The sequence below is a fragment of the Sphingomonas mesophila genome (assembly GCF_003499275.1).
Classification (GTDB): domain Bacteria; phylum Pseudomonadota; class Alphaproteobacteria; order Sphingomonadales; family Sphingomonadaceae; genus Sphingomicrobium; species Sphingomicrobium mesophilum.
The window spans coordinates 1,026,775-1,042,526 of sequence record NZ_QWDF01000001.1; the positions used below are offsets into that span (position 1 = coordinate 1,026,775).

The following is a 15,752-nucleotide window of genomic DNA, read 5'->3' on the forward strand; positions in this document are numbered from 1 at the left end:
CCGCACCTGCCTACATGCCGCGCCATGCCGGGCGACGACGAGCTGAAGGCGCTTCACTGGCGCGCGCACCACCGCGGGACGCGCGAGGCAGATTTGATGATCGGCGGCTACTTCGACCGCCATCATGCGGACTGGGGCGCGGGGGAGCGCGCGTGGTTCGCCGCGCTGCTAGACGAACAAGATGTCGACGTCATGGCCTGGGCGATCGGAACCGCGCGCGCGCCGGAGCGCTTCCAAGGGCCAATGCTAGACCAATTGAAAGCCCTCGACTTCATCCGGATCGCACGGTGACGTCCAAGCAAGTCCAAAACGAACCGCTGCAGCGGATCATCAGCGCCACGGCCCCGCTCACCTTATCGCGGGTGCCGGCAGGATGCCTGCCGTGGCTGGCGGGCGATGTGGCTCGGGCGGCAAGAGGCCGCGCCGTGATCATCGCCGCCGACGAAGCGGCGATGCGCGCGCTGGCCGACACCGCGCCGGTGTTCACGCCGGAGTTGGAGGTCATCACCTTCCCGGCGTGGGACTGCTTGCCGTACGACCGCGCGTCGCCTGCGCTGCGGGTGATGGCCGAGCGGCTCGGCGCGCTGCATGCCCTGCAGGCCAAGCCAAAAGGACCGCAATTGCTGGTGACGACGGTCAATGCCGTCACCCAGCGCGTGCTGACCCCGTTCCGCATTCGCCAGTTCACCCGCCGGCTGGCCGAGGGCGAGCGGATCGAGCGCGATGCGCTGATCACGACGCTGGCCGCCAATGGCTACCAGCGCAGCGACGCGGTCCATGACAGCGGCGAATTCGCCGTGCGCGGATCGATCGTCGACCTATTCCCCGCGGGAGCCTCTCAACCGGTCCGCCTCGACTTCTTCGGCGACGAGGTCGAGTCGATGCGCGCCTTCGACCCGGCCGACCAGCGCTCGTCGGGCAAGGCTGAGCCGTTCGTGCTGATGCCGGCCAGCGAGGCCCTGCTCGACGAGGACAGCGTCAAGCGCTTCCGCGCCCGCTATCGCGAGAAGTTCGGCGCCGGCGCGACCGGCGACCCGGTCTATCAGGCGGTCAGCGACGGACGCCGGCTGGCCGGGATGGAGCATTGGCTGCCGCTGTTCGAGGAGCGGCTCGAGACCCTGTTCGATCACCTCGGCGAGGGCGACGTCATCATCCGCGATTCCAATGCCGACAAGGCGTGGGCGGCGCGGCGCGAGGCGATCGACGATTATTACGCCAATCGCGAACGGGCGATGGTCAGCGAGCCGGGCAGCTACCGCCCGCTGGCGCCGTCCGAGCTCTACCTCAGTACCAAGGAATGGGAGGGGTTTGAGTCGGGGCGGCCGATCCATCTCGCGACCGCGTTCGGCGAGCCCGAAAGCGATCGCGTGATCGACTTCGCGGTCGACGGCGCGCGCGACTTCGCGCCCGAGCGGGCGAACAACGACAATGTCTATGAAGCGGTTGTCAAGCACGCCTCCAAGCTCAAGAAAGACAAGAAGAAAATCATTTTCGCCAGCTACAGCGCCGGGGCCCGCGAACGCCTTGCCGGACTGCTCGAGGACCATGGCCTCAACGCGCTGAAGCAGGTTCGTACGTGGCAGGAGGCGCTGGGCGCACGCGGCGATGCGGCGCTGCTGGTGCTTCCGCTCGACCACGGGTTCACCGCGCCCGACGTCGCGGTGCTGACCGAGCAGGACATGCTCGGCGACCGGCTGGTGCGGCGCAAGCGGCGGCGCAAGGGGGCCGACGCCTTCCTCGCCGAACTGGCCGCGCTGAGTCCGGGCGATCTGGTGGTCCATGCCGATCACGGCATCGGCCGCTACGAGGGGTTGACCTCGATCCAGGTCGGCAAGGCGCCGCACGATTGCGTCGCGCTGGAATATGCCGGCGGCGACAAGCTCTACGTGCCGGTCGAGAATATCGACGTGCTGTCGCGCTTCGGATCGGACGAGAGCGGCAAGGCGAGCCTCGACAAATTGGGCGGCGAGGCGTGGCAGCGGCGCAAGGCGCGGATGAAGGAGCGGATCCGCGAGATCGCCGGCGAACTGATCAAGACCGCCGCGCTGCGCGCCACCCGGCCGGGCCAGGTGGCGGAAGCCGACAGCGCCTTCCCGCAGTTCGTCGACCGCTTCCCCTATGAGGAGACGGACGACCAGGACCGGGCGATCGGCGAGGTGCTTGACGACCTTTCCAGCGGCAAGCCGATGGACCGGCTGGTGTGCGGCGATGTCGGCTTCGGCAAGACCGAGGTCGCACTGCGGGCGGCGTTCGTCGCGGCGATGGCCGGTTACCAGGTGGCGGTGGTGGCGCCGACGACGCTGCTCGCGCGCCAGCATTTCTCCAACTTCCAGGAGCGCTTCAAGGGCTTCCCGATCAACATCGGTCGGCTGTCGCGGCTGGTCCCGGCGGCCGAGGCGAAGCGGACCAAGGAGGGGCTCGAGAAGGGCAAGGTCGACATCGTCATCGGCACCCATGCGATTTTGGCAAAGTCGTTGAAATTCAAGAAGCTGGGGCTGGTCATTGTCGACGAGGAGCAGCATTTCGGAGTGACCCACAAGGAGCGACTGAAGGCGCTCAAGGCCGACGTCCATGTGCTGACCCTCACCGCGACTCCGATCCCGCGCACGCTGCAGATGGCGATGAGCGGCTTGCGCGAGCTGTCGGTCATCCAGACCCCGCCGGTCGATCGGCTGGCGGTGCGGACGTACGTGGCGCCGTGGGACCCGGTGGTGATCCGCGAGGCGCTGCTGCGCGAACATTATCGCGGCGGGCAGAGCTTCTTCGTCGTGCCGCGGATCGCCGACCTCGCCGACATCGAGGAGTGGCTGCGCGAGGAGGTGCCGGAGGTCAAAGCGGTGACCGCGCACGGCCAGATGGCGCCGAGCGAGGTCGAGGAGCGGATGAGCGCCTTCTACGACCGCAAGTATGACGTGCTGCTGTCGACCACGATCGTCGAGAGCGGGCTCGACATTCCGAGCGCCAACACGCTGATCGTCCACCGCGCCGACCGCTTCGGCCTGGCCCAGCTCTACCAGCTGCGCGGGCGCGTCGGGCGGTCGAAGACGCGGGCCTACGCCTATCTGACGACCGCGCCCAACCGGAGCATGACCGAGGGGGCCGAGAAACGGCTTCAGGTGCTGGCCAATCTCGACAGCCTCGGCGCCGGCTTCCAGCTCGCCAGTCACGACCTCGATATCCGCGGCGCTGGCAATTTGCTCGGTGACGAGCAGTCGGGGCACATCAAGGAGGTCGGGTTCGAGCTCTACCAGTCGATGCTGGAGGAGGCGATCGTCGAGCTGAAGAGCGGCGTGGCGGAAGTGTCGCGCCAGGCTTTCTCGCCGCAAATCAATGTCGAAGCGCCGATCCTTATTCCGGAACATTATGTTCCCGACCTCGATCTGCGGATGGGGTTGTACCGGCGGCTGGGCGACCTCGAGGACCGCCAGCAGGTCGAGGAATTTGCCGCCGAAATGATCGACCGCTTCGGGCCGCTGCCCGACGAGACGCGCAATCTGCTGACCATCGTCGAGACCAAGATCAATTGCCGGAAAGCATGCATCGCCAAGCTCGACGCCGGGGCCAAGGGCGCGGTGGTGACCTTTGCCGAGGGCGGCTTCCCCGATCTTGCCGGGCTGCTGGCCTATGTCGAGCGGCTGAAGGGCCAGGCGCGGCTTCGGCCGGACAGCAAGCTGGTGATCAGCCGCGACTGGCCGAGCGGGGCGGCGCGGCTCAATGGCGCGCTGCAAATCTCGCGCGGGCTGAGCCGGGTGCTTGCCGCGGCGGACAAGGAGCGCGCGCTGGAGCCGGCCTAGAGCGCGGCGTAGCGGGCGAGCTCGGCCTCGCTCAGCGCCGGCGCCATCAGGAAGCCCTGGGCGGTGGTGCAGCCCCATTCGGCGACTTGCCGCAGCTGCGCCTCGGTCTCAATGCCCTCGGCGCAGACCGCCAGCCCGAGCTCGCGCGCCATGGCGACGATCGCCCGGACGACGACCTGGCCGCGCGGGTCGGCGAGTCCGGCGATCAGCGTCCGGTCGATCTTGAGGATGTCGAGCGGGAGCGCGGTGAGGTAGGTCAGATTGGCGTAGCCGGTGCCGAAGTCGTCGAGCGCGACCCTCACCCCCCATTGGCGCAGCCAGGCGAGCTTCGCGGCGGCGTTGACCGGGTCGGTGACGAGGCTGCTCTCGGTGATCTCGAGCGTCAGGCGCGCGGGGTGGACCCCGAGGCGGTTGCATTCGCCGATCAGCCAGCTGCCGTAGGACGGGCGTGCGAGGTCGGCGGCGAGGCAATTGAGCGCGAGGCCGATGGTGGCGAGCGGGCCGCCCCAGCGCGCGGCGGCGGCCAGTGCGGCGCTCTGGGCGTGACGCGACAGGCGCTCGCCGAGCCCGGCGGCGTCGGCGCGGAAGAACAGGCGCTCGCTCGAGCGTTCGAGGGGGGAGCGGGTCAATGCCTCGACCGCGACCAGCGCGCCGGTCGCGGTATCGACCTGCGGCTGAAAGCGCAGCGCGATCTCATCCGCTGCAATGGCGCGCTCGAGCTGGAGGTCGCGGCGCGGCGGCACGGCTGGCCGGAGCTGGTCGGATGCGCGCTGGGCCGCGATGGTCATACGCTATACTTCCCTCGGGTGACCGGCCCTCGCTAGGCCGATCGGCGCGGGGGCGGAACGGCGCGCTGGCACGCGCTCCATATCGGGACGGTGGATAAGCGCTGCGAAACCCCTATGTTCGCGCCACGATGAGCGCCCGCCCTGCCCCGTCCGAGCCGCGCTTTGCGGTGATCGCATCCGAGCGCGACGTGGCGCAGGCGGCTGAGCGCAGCCTGGCCAAGCGCTACAAGCCGGCGGGCCGCGACGAGGCCGACGTGTTGGTCGTGCTCGGCGGCGACGGCTTCATGCTGCAGACGCTTCACGCGATGCTCGACGCGGGCGACCAGCGGCCGCTGTTCGGGATGAATCGCGGGACGGTCGGCTTCCTGATGAACGAGTGGAAGGTCGGCGGGCTGGCCGAGCGGCTGGCGGCGGCCAAGGCAGTCAAGGTGCGGCCGCTGGCGATGCAGGCGACCCGCCTCGACGGGTCGGTCGCCGAGCATCCGGCGATCAACGAGGTCAGCCTGCTCCGCCAGACCCGCCAGGCGGCGCAGATCGAGCTGTCGGTCGACGGCCGGGTGGTGATGGAGGAACTGGTCTGCGACGGCGTGCTGGTCGCGACGCCGGCCGGTTCGACCGCCTACAATTTCTCGGCGCGCGGCCCGATTTTGCCGCTGTCGGCGAACATGCTGGCGCTGACCCCGATCGCGCCGTTCCGACCGCGGCGCTGGACCGGCGCGATCCTGCCCGACGACGTCGCGGTGACCCTGCGCGTGCTCGAAGCCGCAGAGCGCCCGGTGGCGGCGGTCGCCGACCAGGTCGAGGTTCGCAATGTCGCCGAGGTGCGGGTGACGCTCGACCGCAAGCGCGCCCTCACCCTGCTGTTCGATCCCGAGCATGCGCTCGACGAGCGGATCGCGATGGAGCAATTCCTGACTTGAGGCTTGCGCGCGGCGCGTTGCTGAGTCATAGGCGCGCTCGTCCGATACGGACCGCTCCCCGATAGCTCAGCGGTAGAGTAGGTGACTGTTAATCACTTGGTCGTTGGTTCGAATCCAACTCGGGGAGCCATTTTCCAGCGCTAGAAAGAAACGAAGCGGCCGGTCCGAAGACCGACCGCCCCGGCAAGGTGCGTTCGTGCCCTCTGGGAAGGCCACCTCGCGGGCGTAGAAACGCCCGGTCGGGGGTAGAGGTCGAGGGTCGGGTTGCGGTTGTACCGGGATGGGACGGTCTCTCCCGTCGCCCCAGCGCAGGCTGGGGCCCATGCCTTGCCGTGGTGCCCTCACCGTGAGGCATGGATCCCAGCCTTCGCTGGGATGACGATTTAGCCCTCCAGCGCGGCCATCAGGCTGGCGTTGCCGCCGGCGGCGGTGGTGTCGATGCAGGTGACGCGTTCGGTGGCGAAGCGAGGGACGTAGTGCGGGCCGCCGGCCTTGGGACCGGTGCCCGAAAGGCCCTCGCCGCCGAACGGCTGGCTCTCGACCACCGCGCCAATCTGGTTGCGATTGACGTAGAGATTGCCGACGCGGGCGTGGCGCTCGACGAAGTCGCGGGTGGTGTCGATCCGGCTCTGCAGGCCGAGCGTCAGGCCGTAGCCGGTGCGGTTGATGCTTTCGATCACCCGGTCCAGCTCGCCGGATTTCCAGCGGATGACGTGGAGGATCGGCCCGAAGTTCTCCTGTTGGAGCTGGTTGAGCCGGTCGATCTCGTAGATCGCGGGCGGGACGAAAAAGCCGTTGGCGGCGAGCTCGTCCGGGATCGCGCGGCGGCGCACCAGCTTAGCGTTCTGGTCCAGCCAGTCGAGATGAGCGAGCAGCGCCTTCTGCGCTTCGGCGTCGATCACCGGGCCGACATCGGTGGTGAGCGCGCGCGGATCGCCGATGGCGAGGCAATCCATCGCCCCGGCGATCATCGCGATCATCGCGTCGGCGACATCGTCCTGGACGAACAGCACGCGCAGCGCTGAGCAGCGCTGGCCGGCCGACTGGAAGCTCGAGGCGACGACGTCGCGCGCGACCTGCTCGGGCAAGGCCGACGAATCGACGATCATCGCGTTCTGGCCCCCCGTCTCGGCAATGAACGGGATCAGCGGGCCATCGCGCTCGGCCAGCGAGCGTGCGATCCGGCGCGCGGTGTCGGTCGAACCGGTGAAGGCGACCCCGGCGGTCTGCGGATGGGTGCACAGATAGGCCCCGACGCTGCCGTCGCCGGGGACGAGCTGGACGACCTCGGTCGGAATGCCGGCCTCGTGCATCAGGCGGATGGCATGGGCGCCGATCAGCGGGGTCTGCTCGGCCGGCTTGGCCATCGCCGCATTGCCGGCAGCGAGCGCTGCGGCGACCGGCCCGGCGAAGATCGCCAGCGGAAAATTCCACGGCGAAATGCACGTCCATACCCCGCGGCCGTGGAGGCGCAGCTGGTTGAGCTCGCCGGTCGGGCCCGGGAGCGGCAGCGGCCGGTCGAACTTGGATCGCGCCTCGGCCGCATAAAAACGCAGGAAGTCGACCCCCTCGCGCACTTCGAGCACCGCGTCGGGCAGGGTTTTGCCCGCCTCGCGCATGCACAGCGAAAAGAAGATCTCACGGTCGCGCTCGAACAGGTCGGCGGTGCGCTCAAGTAAATCGGCGCGGGCCGGGCCGCCGAGCGAGTCCCACGCCGGCTGGGCCTCGGCGGCAGCCGTCATCGCACGGTCGATCGTCGGCGCATCGGCTTCGGCGACAGTGCCGATGACGATCCGCCGGTCGTGGGGGGAGGTGACCGGCGCGCCCCCTTTCCCCTCGCCCGCCTGCCACTGGCGCTCGTCGAGCGCCTTCAACCGTTCGAGCAGCGGCTCGCGCACCAACGGGTCGCTGAGATCGACCCCGGCGCTGTTCCGCCGCGCCGCGCCGAAGATCGCGTTGGGCAAGAGGATCGCGGGGTTGCGCTTGGGCTCGAGCGCGGCGAGTTCGGCGACCGGATCGCGCACCAGCGCGTCGAGCGGGACGTCGTCGTCGGCCATGCGGTTGACGAACGAGGAATTGGCGCCGTTCTCGAGCAGCCGGCGGACGAGGTAAGCGAGCAGGTCCTTGTGGCTCCCGACCGGGGCATAGATGCGCACCGGAGTCGGCTGCTCGCCGATCCCGCGCTCGAGCTCGGCCAGTTCGTCGTACAGCCCCTCGCCCATGCCGTGGAGGCGCTGGAATTCGAACCCCGGCGCGCCGGCGCGCGGACCGGCCATCGCCTTCACCACCGCAATGGTGTTGGCATTGTGGGTGGCGAAGGCGGGATAAATGACGTCGCTCGCGCCAAGCATGGCCCTGGCGCAGGCGAGGTAGGAGACGTCGGTCGCGACCTTGCGGGTCCACACCGGATAATCGGCGAGCCCGGCGACCTGGGCGGCCTTGACCTCGGTGTCCCAATAGGCGCCCTTGACGAGGCGGACCATGAAGCGGCGGCCGTGCTTGCGGCCGACCGCCGCGACCCAATCAATCAGCGGCACGGCGCGCTTCTGATAGGCCTGGACGGCGAGGCCGAAGCCCTGCCAGCCATTTGCAAACAGGCTGTCGTCCGCCGCCAATTCCTCGAAGATGTCGAGGCTCGGCTCGAGCCGGTCGGCCTCCTCGGCGTCGATGGTGAGGTGGACGTCGGCCGCGGCGGCGGTGCGCATCAGGTCGCGAAGCACCGGCAGGATCACCGCCTTGGCCTCGGCGACGTGGCTCCACTCGTAGCGCGGATGGAGCGCGCTGAGTTTGACCGAGATTCCGGGGGCGGCGCGCACCCCCTGCCCCCGCGCCGCGGCGGCGATGGTCGCCAGCGCGCCCCGATAGGCATCGGCATAGCGCTCGGCGTCGGCCATCGTCCGTGCCGCCTCGCCGAGCATGTCGAAACTGTGGCTAAGGCCTTTCGCCTGCTCGGGCCGCGCGCGTTTGAGTGCTTCGTCGATCGTCCGGCCGAACACGAATTGCTTGCCGAGGATCTTCATCGCCTGGCCGACCGCCGTTCGGATGACCGGCTCGCCCAGCCGCCCGACGGCCCGGCCGAGCGCCGAGCGCCAGCCGTCGGAGCGGTCGTTGGCTTCCTCGAGCACCTTGCCGGTGAGCAGCAGCGAGAAGGTCGCGGCGTTGACGAAGGTCGAGGAGGATTCGCCAAGCTTGTCGGCCCAGTCCGGCCCGGCGATCTTGTCGGCGATAAGCTCGTCGGCGGTCTCGGCATCGGGAATCCGAAGCAGCGCCTCGGCGAGGCACATCAAAGCGATGCCCTCCTCGCTGCCGAGGTCGTAGGCGGCCATGAAGGCGTCGATCCCGGCCGGCTTGTGGGCGCGCACCGATTTCACCAGCGAGCGAGCGATGACCGCCGCCTGGCGCGCCTCGGCGGGCGCCAGCCGGGCCTCGTCTAGCCGCTCGAGCGCGAGCCCGTTCTCGTCGGGCCGGTAGCAACGGCGCAGCGCGGCCCGGTCGATCATCGGCACGGCCTCAGGCGATGGCGCCGTGGCAATGCTTGAACTTGCGGCCCGACCCGCACGGGCACGGCGCGTTGCGGCTGGCCGGAGCTTCCGCGCCCTCGGGCAGCGGCGGCAGCGGCGCCTGGCTCGGCGGGGCGAACAGGCCCGGCCCGCCGCCGTCGAAGTCGGCGCTGTTGTCGTCGCCCGACAGCGGATCGAAGTGGCTGGTGATGAAGTCCGGCAGATCGGGCATCGGCAGCGGCTGGATCTGGACCTCGGCGCGCATCAGCGTGCGCGTGACGTCCTCGCGGATGGCGACCAGCAGCCGCTCGAACAGCAGGAACGCCTCCTGCTTATATTCGTCGATCGGCTTCTTCTGGGCGTACGAACGCAAGTGGATCACCTGGCGCAGCGCGTCGAGCGTGGCGAGATGCTCCTTCCAGTGATGGTCGAGGCTTTGCAGCAAGAGCTGCTTTTCGACCTCGACCCAGCGCTCGGGTTCGGCGCCGTCGGTCTTGGCCGCCATCGCCTCGGCGGCGAGCGCCTGGAGCCGCTCGGAGATGATCGCCTGGTCGACCTCCTCCTCTTTCATCCAGTCGTCGATCGGCGGATCGAGGAACAATATGTCGGCGACCGCTTCCTTGAGGCCGGGAACATCCCACTGCTCGGGGTAAGTGGCGGGCGGGCAATAGACGTCGACTAGGCTGGTGATGGTCTCCTGGCGCATGTCCTCGATGACGTCGGAGACATGGTCGGAATCCATGATCTCGGCGCGCTGGTCGTAGATCACCTTGCGCTGGTCGTTCATGACGTCGTCGAACTCGACCACCTGCTTGCGGATGTCGTAGTTGCGCGCCTCGACCTTTTTCTGCGCGGTCTCGATCGCCTTGGAGATCCACGGGCTGACGATCGCCTCGCCGTCCTCGAGATTCTTGTTCATCAGCCGGGCGAAAGCGGTCTGCGGCCCGAAGATGCGCAGCAGGTCGTCGTCGAGGCTGAGGTAGAAGCGCGACAGGCCGGGATCGCCTTGGCGGCCCGAGCGGCCGCGCAGCTGATTGTCGATGCGGCGGCTTTCGTGGCGCTCGGTGCCGAGCACGAACAGCCCGCCGGCGTCGAGCACGGCCTGCTTCTCGGCGGCGATCTCGGCGCGGATCGCCTCGGCCCTGGATTCATATTCCGGGGTCCCGGCGACGAGCTCGGGGAATTCGTCCTGCATGCGGAATTCGAGGTTGCCGCCCAATTGGATGTCAGTGCCGCGGCCGGCCATGTTGGTGGCGATGGTTACCGCGCCCATCCGTCCGGCCTGGGCGACGATATGCGCCTCGCTCTCGTGGAAGCGGGCGTTAAGGACCGAATGGCGGATGCCCTCCTTCTCGAGGAATTCGCCGAGCATCTCGGATTTCTCGATGCTGACCGTGCCGACCAGCACCGGCTGGCCCATGTCCTGGCGCTTGCGGATCTCTTTGGCTATCGCGCCGAACTTGTCGGTGATGTTCTTGTAGAACTCGTCGTCCTCGTCGATCCTTTTGACCGGCACGTTGGTCGGGATCGAGACCACGTTCATGCGGTAGATGTCGAAGAATTCGGGCGCTTCGGTCAGTGCCGTCCCGGTCATCCCCGACAGCTTGGGATACATGCGGAAGTAGTTCTGGAAGGTGATTGAGGCGAGCGTCTGGTTCTCGGGCTCGATGCGAACGCCCTCCTTGGCCTCGACCGCCTGGTGAAGGCCGTCGGACCAGCGGCGACCGTCCATCATCCGGCCGGTGAATTCGTCGATGATGACGATCTTGCCGTCCTTGACGATGTAGTCGATGTCCTTCTTGAACATGACGTTCGCCTTGAGCGCCTGGTTCAGATGGTGGACGACCTGGGTGTTGGCGATGTCGTAGAGGTTCGCGCCCTCCATCAGGCCGGCGTCCTCGAGCATCCGCTCGGCCTTCTCGGTGCCCTCTTCGGTGAGCACGACGGTGCGCTGCTTCTCGTCCTTGTCGTAGTCGGCCTCGACGAACTGCTTCACGATGGCGTCGACGCCGATGTAGAGGTCCGACTTGTCGTCGGTCGGACCGGAGATGATCAGCGGCGTTCGGGCTTCGTCGATGAGGATCGAATCGACCTCGTCGACGATGGCGAAGTGAAACGGCCGCTGGACCATCTGGTCGCGCGAATATTTCATGTTGTCGCGCAGGTAATCGAAGCCGAGCTCGTTGTTGGTCGCGTAGGTGATGTCGGAATTGTAAGCGTCGCGGCGCAGGTGATCGATGAGGTTGGGGACGATCACCCCGACCGAAAGGCCGAGGAACTTGTAGACCTGGCCCATCCACTCGGCGTCGCGCTTGGCGAGATAGTCGTTGACGGTGACGACGTGGACGCCCTTGCCGGGCAGCGCATTTAGGTAGACCGCGAGCGTGGCGACCAGCGTCTTGCCCTCGCCGGTGCGCATCTCCGCGATCTCGCCGCGGTGGAGCGCGATGCCGCCGATCATCTGCACGTCATAATGGCGCTGGCCGAGCGTGCGCGTGGCCGCCTCGCGCACCGTGGCGAACGCCTCGGGCAGGAGATCGTCGAGCTTGGCGCCCTGAGCGAGCCGGTCGCGGAACAGCTCGGTCTGGCGCCGGAGCTCGTCGTCGGTCATCGCGCTGATCGTCGGCTCGAACGCGTTGATCTGCTCGACGGTGCGCCGAAGCTTGGCGACATAGCGGTCGTTAGCCGACCCGAAGATGCTCTTGGCCAGTCCGGCGATCATGAAAACCCTCAATTCAACGCGGGCGCGGGGGGCAGGCGAACACTTCGCCCGAGCGCGTGCGGCGACGTGCGGCGCGATGTAGGTCTGGGGTGGGTGCTAGTCAATTGGATGGGCCCCGGAGAGCCCCCTTCGTCACGCCTTCGGCGTGCCACCTCCCCCGGAAAGCCGGGGGAGGATGATCGTCTACTTACGCGTTGGCGAGTTCGCCCTCGAGCCAGCTCTGGAGCGCACCCTTGGGGGCGGCGCCGACCTTCTGGGCGACCGGGCGGCCGTCCTTGAACAGCACCATCGTCGGGATTCCGCGCACGCCATAATGGCCCGGGGTCGCCGGATTCTCGTCGATGTTGAGCTTGACGATGTCGACCTTCTCGCCGAGCTCGCCGGCGATCTCCTCAAGCGCCGGCGCGATCATCCGACACGGGCCGCACCATTCCGCCCAGAAATCGACGAGCACCGGCCTGGACGCGCCAAGCACTTCGGTCTGGAAATCCTGGTCGGTGACGGCACGAGTACCCATGAGCATGTTCTCCTTCGTTGCGGCGCATATGGGCGCTCGATGGTGCCTGCTCAACCGGGCACGGCGAGGATTTTCGGCCCGGCGGTGTAGAGCAGCGCCGCGTCGATCGTCCGGTCGGGGAAGATCACCGCCAGCGCGTCGCGATAGGCCTCCATCTGCAGGCGGTGCGCGCGCGGCAACGAGTCGGGACCGGAGGGCACGTTCGTCCCAGTCTTGAAATCGATCAGCCGGACCCGCGTGCTGTCGACCAGCAGGCGGTCGACCGCCCCGGCGATTACCCGACCGTCGGGCAGGGTGGCGGCGATCGGCGCTTCGGCGAGCGAGCCGGGCCCGAACAGCTCGGCATGGACCGGATCGGCGATGATCGCGCAGGCCAGGCCGGCGATTTCCTCGCGCGCCGCGGCGTCGCTCACCCCGGCGCTGTGCTTGAGCCAGGCCAAAGCGGCGGCGCGGCGGCGGTCGGGCGCGACCTCGGGCAGGCGCTCGAACAGGCGGTGAAGCAGGGTCCCGCGCCGCGCCGCAGCGGAGCCACCCGGCGGCGGCGGCGGAAACGGCTGGTCGTCCTCGGCCAGCGCCGAGGGCGCGAGCGGGCGCGGCGGGCGGGCTTCAGGCGGCGCAGGCCGGCGCAGCCAGTCGGGAAGCGCGGGATCGATCGCGACCGCCGTGCGCTCCCGCTTGCGGGGCACATCGCCGCTGACGGCGTGGACCAGCCCGCCGTCCTCTTCGACCGCATCGAGCCGCTCGAGCGCCTGACGGACGATCTCGTGCCAGCTCAGCTCGGCGACGCTCTTCTTGCGAATGCCGGTGACCACCAGATGCTCCTGGGCGCGGGTCAAGGCAACGTAGAGCAGGCGCAGATGCTCCGCGCGGTCGAGCTGCTCGTCGCGCTCGATCAGCGCGGTGAACGGGTCGCGGCGCTCGGCCTTGCGCGGACGGATCAGCGGCACTTCATGGCCGCGGACCGGGAAATCGAGCGGCGGGCTGGTCGGGCCGAGCTTGGCCGGATCGGCAGTGGCGTCGGCGAGGATCACCAGCGGCGCCTCCAGCCCCTTGGCGCCGTGGACCGTCATCACCCGCACCGCGTCGGCGGACGCGGACGGATCGCGCTTGATCTCGACGTCGCCGCTCGCAAACCAGGCGAGGAAGCGTTCGAGCGAGGCGGTCTCGGCGCGCTCGAACTCAAGCGCCGAACTGACCAGCTCCTCGATCGGGTCGCGCGCCTCGGGCCCAAGCCGCTCGATCAGCCGCCGCCGCCCCTGCATCGGGCCTGACAGAATGGTTTCGAGGAAGCGCGACGGGACGGCGTAATCGGCCATCGCCAGCAACGGCCGGAGCAGGTCGAGCGCCGCGGCGCCATCGGCATCGGACGCGGCGCGGTCCTGAAGCACCGGCCACAGGTCGCCGTTGCGATCATAGGCCAGCCGGTAGAGCGAGTCCTGGTCCCAGCCGATCAACGGCGAGACCAGCAGTGAGGCGAGGTTGAGATTGTCGAGCGGCTGAACCGCGAAGGTGATCGCGGCGAGCAGATCCTTGACGGCCAGCGGCCGCTGCAGATGCAGCCGGTCGATACCGGCCACCTTGACCTTTTCCGCGAACAGACGCGCGACGATCAGCGAGGCGAGCTCGCCCCGGCTGCGCACCAGGATCAGGATGTCGCCCGGCGACAGCTGCCGGCCGGTGGTGGCGAGCACCGGCTTTTCGTCGATCCGCGCGCGGACCCATTTGGAGATCCGCGAGGCGTGGGCACGATCGGCCTCGTCGAGCCAGCCCTCCTCCCCTTCCGCCTCTCCGCGCTCGGCCTCGACATCGGTCGCCGGCCACCATTCGACGCGGCCCGGTCGCGCGCCGTGGAACACGCGATGGAGCGGCGGCGGCGCCTTGAGCCCGAGCGCCTCGTGCCCGGTCACGGCGATCGCCGAATCGACCAACTGGAGAATCGCCGGCGAGGAGCGGAAGCTGGAGCTGATCGCGACGTCGCGGAAGTCGCGGGGGATGACCTCCGGGTCGGCCAGCGCCGCCTGCCGCAGATCGTCGGCCTTGGCCTCGACCCGCCCCCGCATCCGCTCATATTCGGCCGGGTCGGTGCCCTGGAAGCGGAAGATCGCCTGCTTGTAGTCGCCGACCATGAACAGGGTTCGCCAGCGCCGCTCGGCCTCGCTTGAGCCGCTGAAAAATTCGTCGGTCAGCGCGTCGACGATCGCCCATTGGTCGGCGTTGGTGTCCTGCGCCTCGTCGACCAGAATGTGATCGGTCCGGCGGTCAAGCTTGAAGCGCACCCACGCGCCGATCCCGGGCTGTTCGAGCAACGCCCGGGTCCAGTGGATGAGGTCGTCGAAATCGGCCACTCCGGCGGCGCGCTTGGCAGCGGCATAGGCGATGGCGTAGGCCTGGCCGGCGCGCAGACCCGCCGCCTGGATGGCGACCAATGCGGCGGCCGAGCGCATCGCCACGATCTGAGCGATCGCATCGGCCAGCGCGGCACAATCGCGGTCGTAGTCGCAATGCGCCTTGCGCTGCCCGGCCGAAACGACGCGCGGATTGCCGGTGCCGGTGAAGAACACCGACGCGAGCCGGTCGAGCGCGGCAACCCGGCCGTGGGGGTCGAGCGCCAGCCATTCTTCGACTGCCGCGGCGTGGGCCATGCCGGTGGTTGTGCCCCAATCGAGATTGGCCCGGCCGATGGTGCGGAGCAATTCGCAATCGAAGCGGTCGTCGTGACAAAGATCCGCGATCAGCGCGTCGATATCGCCCGCCTCGAGGCCGACCAGATCGCGCAGCGCCGGTTCGATCGTCGCGGGATGGCCGAGCGCGGCGAGCGCCGCGCCGCGATGCGCGCAGGTCAGCAGATATTGCTCCGCGCCCTGCTCGCCGAGCCGCATCGACAGCGCCTGAATGTCGGCGATGAGGCCGGTGTCGCCGCCCACCTCAGCGTCGGCGATCAGAGTGGCCAGCGTGCGGCGGGCGAGCTGTTGCTCGGCACGGCCCTCGATCGGCTGGAACCCGGGCGTGATCCCGGCTTCGGCGGGAAAGGCGGCGAGCAGCGTCTGGGCGAAGGCGTGGATGGTCTGAATTCGCAAGCCGCCGGGCGCCTCGAGCACGCGCGCGAACAGCCGCCGTGCGTCGTCGCGGGTCGACGGGCCGATGTCCGCCCCGAGCGCACGCAAGTCGAGGCCGAGGTCGTCGTCCTTCATCCGCACCCAGCGCGCCAGCCGCTCGCCGATGCGGTTGGCCATCTCCGCCGCACCGGCCTTGGTGAAGGTGAGGCACAGGATCGCCTCGGGCCGAACCCCGCCGAGCAGCAGGCGGAGCACGCGCGCGGTCAGCACCTGGGTCTTGCCGGTCCCTGCGGAGGCGGAGACCGCGGCGTGGACTTCGGGATCGACCGCCAGCCGCTGCTCGTCGTGAAGGGTCGGCAAAGGCTTGAGGCGACGCGGCATCACACGACCGTAGCGCGCGGCTGGGCGCTTCCCAAGCGGGCAACATCGCAATATGCGCGGAGCCGGATCACAGC

Annotated in this window: 8 protein-coding genes and 1 tRNA gene; 4 read left to right on the forward strand and 5 right to left on the reverse strand. The window is 68.8% G+C overall.

Annotated features, from left to right (window positions below):
* The first annotated feature begins 24 nt into the window (after positions 1 to 24).
* Complete coding sequence (locus tag D0Z60_RS05310; protein WP_118857289.1) at positions 25 to 291, forward strand: FAD assembly factor SdhE; 267 nt, start codon at positions 25 to 27, stop codon at positions 289 to 291.
* A complete protein-coding gene (gene mfd / locus D0Z60_RS05315; RefSeq protein WP_240325553.1) occupies positions 288 to 3,794 on the forward strand; it encodes a transcription-repair coupling factor in 3,507 nt (1,168 codons plus the stop codon). The genes D0Z60_RS05310 and mfd overlap by 4 nt, the downstream gene beginning before the upstream one ends.
* Here the strand turns inward: mfd and D0Z60_RS05320 are convergent.
* The gene (locus D0Z60_RS05320) at positions 3,791 to 4,582 is read right to left on the reverse strand and encodes an EAL domain-containing protein (protein WP_118857290.1); all 792 of its coding nucleotides are present in this window, start codon (positions 4,580 to 4,582) and stop codon (positions 3,791 to 3,793) included. The genes mfd and D0Z60_RS05320 overlap by 4 nt on opposite strands.
* A gap of 128 nt (positions 4,583 to 4,710) precedes the next feature.
* On the opposite strand from D0Z60_RS05320, the gene D0Z60_RS05325 reads away from it, so the two are divergent.
* Complete coding sequence (locus tag D0Z60_RS05325; protein WP_118857291.1) at positions 4,711 to 5,502, forward strand: NAD kinase; 792 nt, start codon at positions 4,711 to 4,713, stop codon at positions 5,500 to 5,502.
* Positions 5,503 to 5,557: 55 nt separating this feature from the next.
* Positions 5,558 to 5,632: transfer RNA gene (locus tag D0Z60_RS05330), tRNA-Asn, on the forward strand.
* 253 nt (positions 5,633 to 5,885) lie between these two features.
* On the opposite strand, the gene putA is transcribed toward D0Z60_RS05330, so the two are convergent.
* The 4 genes from putA to addA all read right to left on the reverse strand — a co-directional run bounded on the left by putA (position 5,886) and on the right by addA (position 15,678).
* Positions 5,886 to 9,002 (reverse strand): bifunctional proline dehydrogenase/L-glutamate gamma-semialdehyde dehydrogenase PutA, encoded by a 3,117-nt coding sequence (putA, locus tag D0Z60_RS05335; protein WP_118857292.1) that lies wholly within the window; start codon positions 9,000 to 9,002, stop codon positions 5,886 to 5,888.
* 10 nt (positions 9,003 to 9,012) lie between these two features.
* The gene (gene secA, locus D0Z60_RS05340; RefSeq protein ID WP_118857293.1) at positions 9,013 to 11,724 is read right to left on the reverse strand and encodes a preprotein translocase subunit SecA; all 2,712 of its coding nucleotides are present in this window, start codon (positions 11,722 to 11,724) and stop codon (positions 9,013 to 9,015) included.
* A 187-nt stretch (positions 11,725 to 11,911) separates the two neighbouring features.
* Positions 11,912 to 12,241, reverse strand: a complete 330-nt coding sequence (trxA, locus tag D0Z60_RS05345) for a thioredoxin (protein WP_118858446.1) — start codon at positions 12,239 to 12,241, stop codon at positions 11,912 to 11,914.
* Positions 12,242 to 12,291: 50 nt separating this feature from the next.
* Entirely contained in the window at positions 12,292 to 15,678 is a 3,387-nt protein-coding gene (gene addA, locus D0Z60_RS05350; RefSeq protein ID WP_118857294.1) for a double-strand break repair helicase AddA, read from the reverse strand.
* Between the last annotated feature and the right edge of the window lie 74 nt (positions 15,679 to 15,752).

Excerpts from the sequence above, each read along its gene's own strand:
- D0Z60_RS05310 (WP_118857289.1), top strand. The coding sequence starts at position 25 with ATGCCGGGCGACGACGAGCTGAAGGCGCTTCACTGGCGCGCGCACCAC.
- D0Z60_RS05320 (WP_118857290.1), bottom strand. The coding sequence starts at position 4,582 with ATGACCATCGCGGCCCAGCGCGCATCCGACCAGCTCCGGCCAGCCGTG.
- D0Z60_RS05325 (WP_118857291.1), top strand. The coding sequence starts at position 4,711 with ATGAGCGCCCGCCCTGCCCCGTCCGAGCCGCGCTTTGCGGTGATCGCA.
- putA (WP_118857292.1), bottom strand. The coding sequence starts at position 9,002 with ATGATCGACCGGGCCGCGCTGCGCCGTTGCTACCGGCCCGACGAGAAC.
- secA (WP_118857293.1), bottom strand. The coding sequence starts at position 11,724 with ATGATCGCCGGACTGGCCAAGAGCATCTTCGGGTCGGCTAACGACCGC.
- trxA (WP_118858446.1), bottom strand. The coding sequence starts at position 12,241 with ATGGGTACTCGTGCCGTCACCGACCAGGATTTCCAGACCGAAGTGCTT.
- addA (WP_118857294.1), bottom strand. The coding sequence starts at position 15,678 with ATGCCGCGTCGCCTCAAGCCTTTGCCGACCCTTCACGACGAGCAGCGG.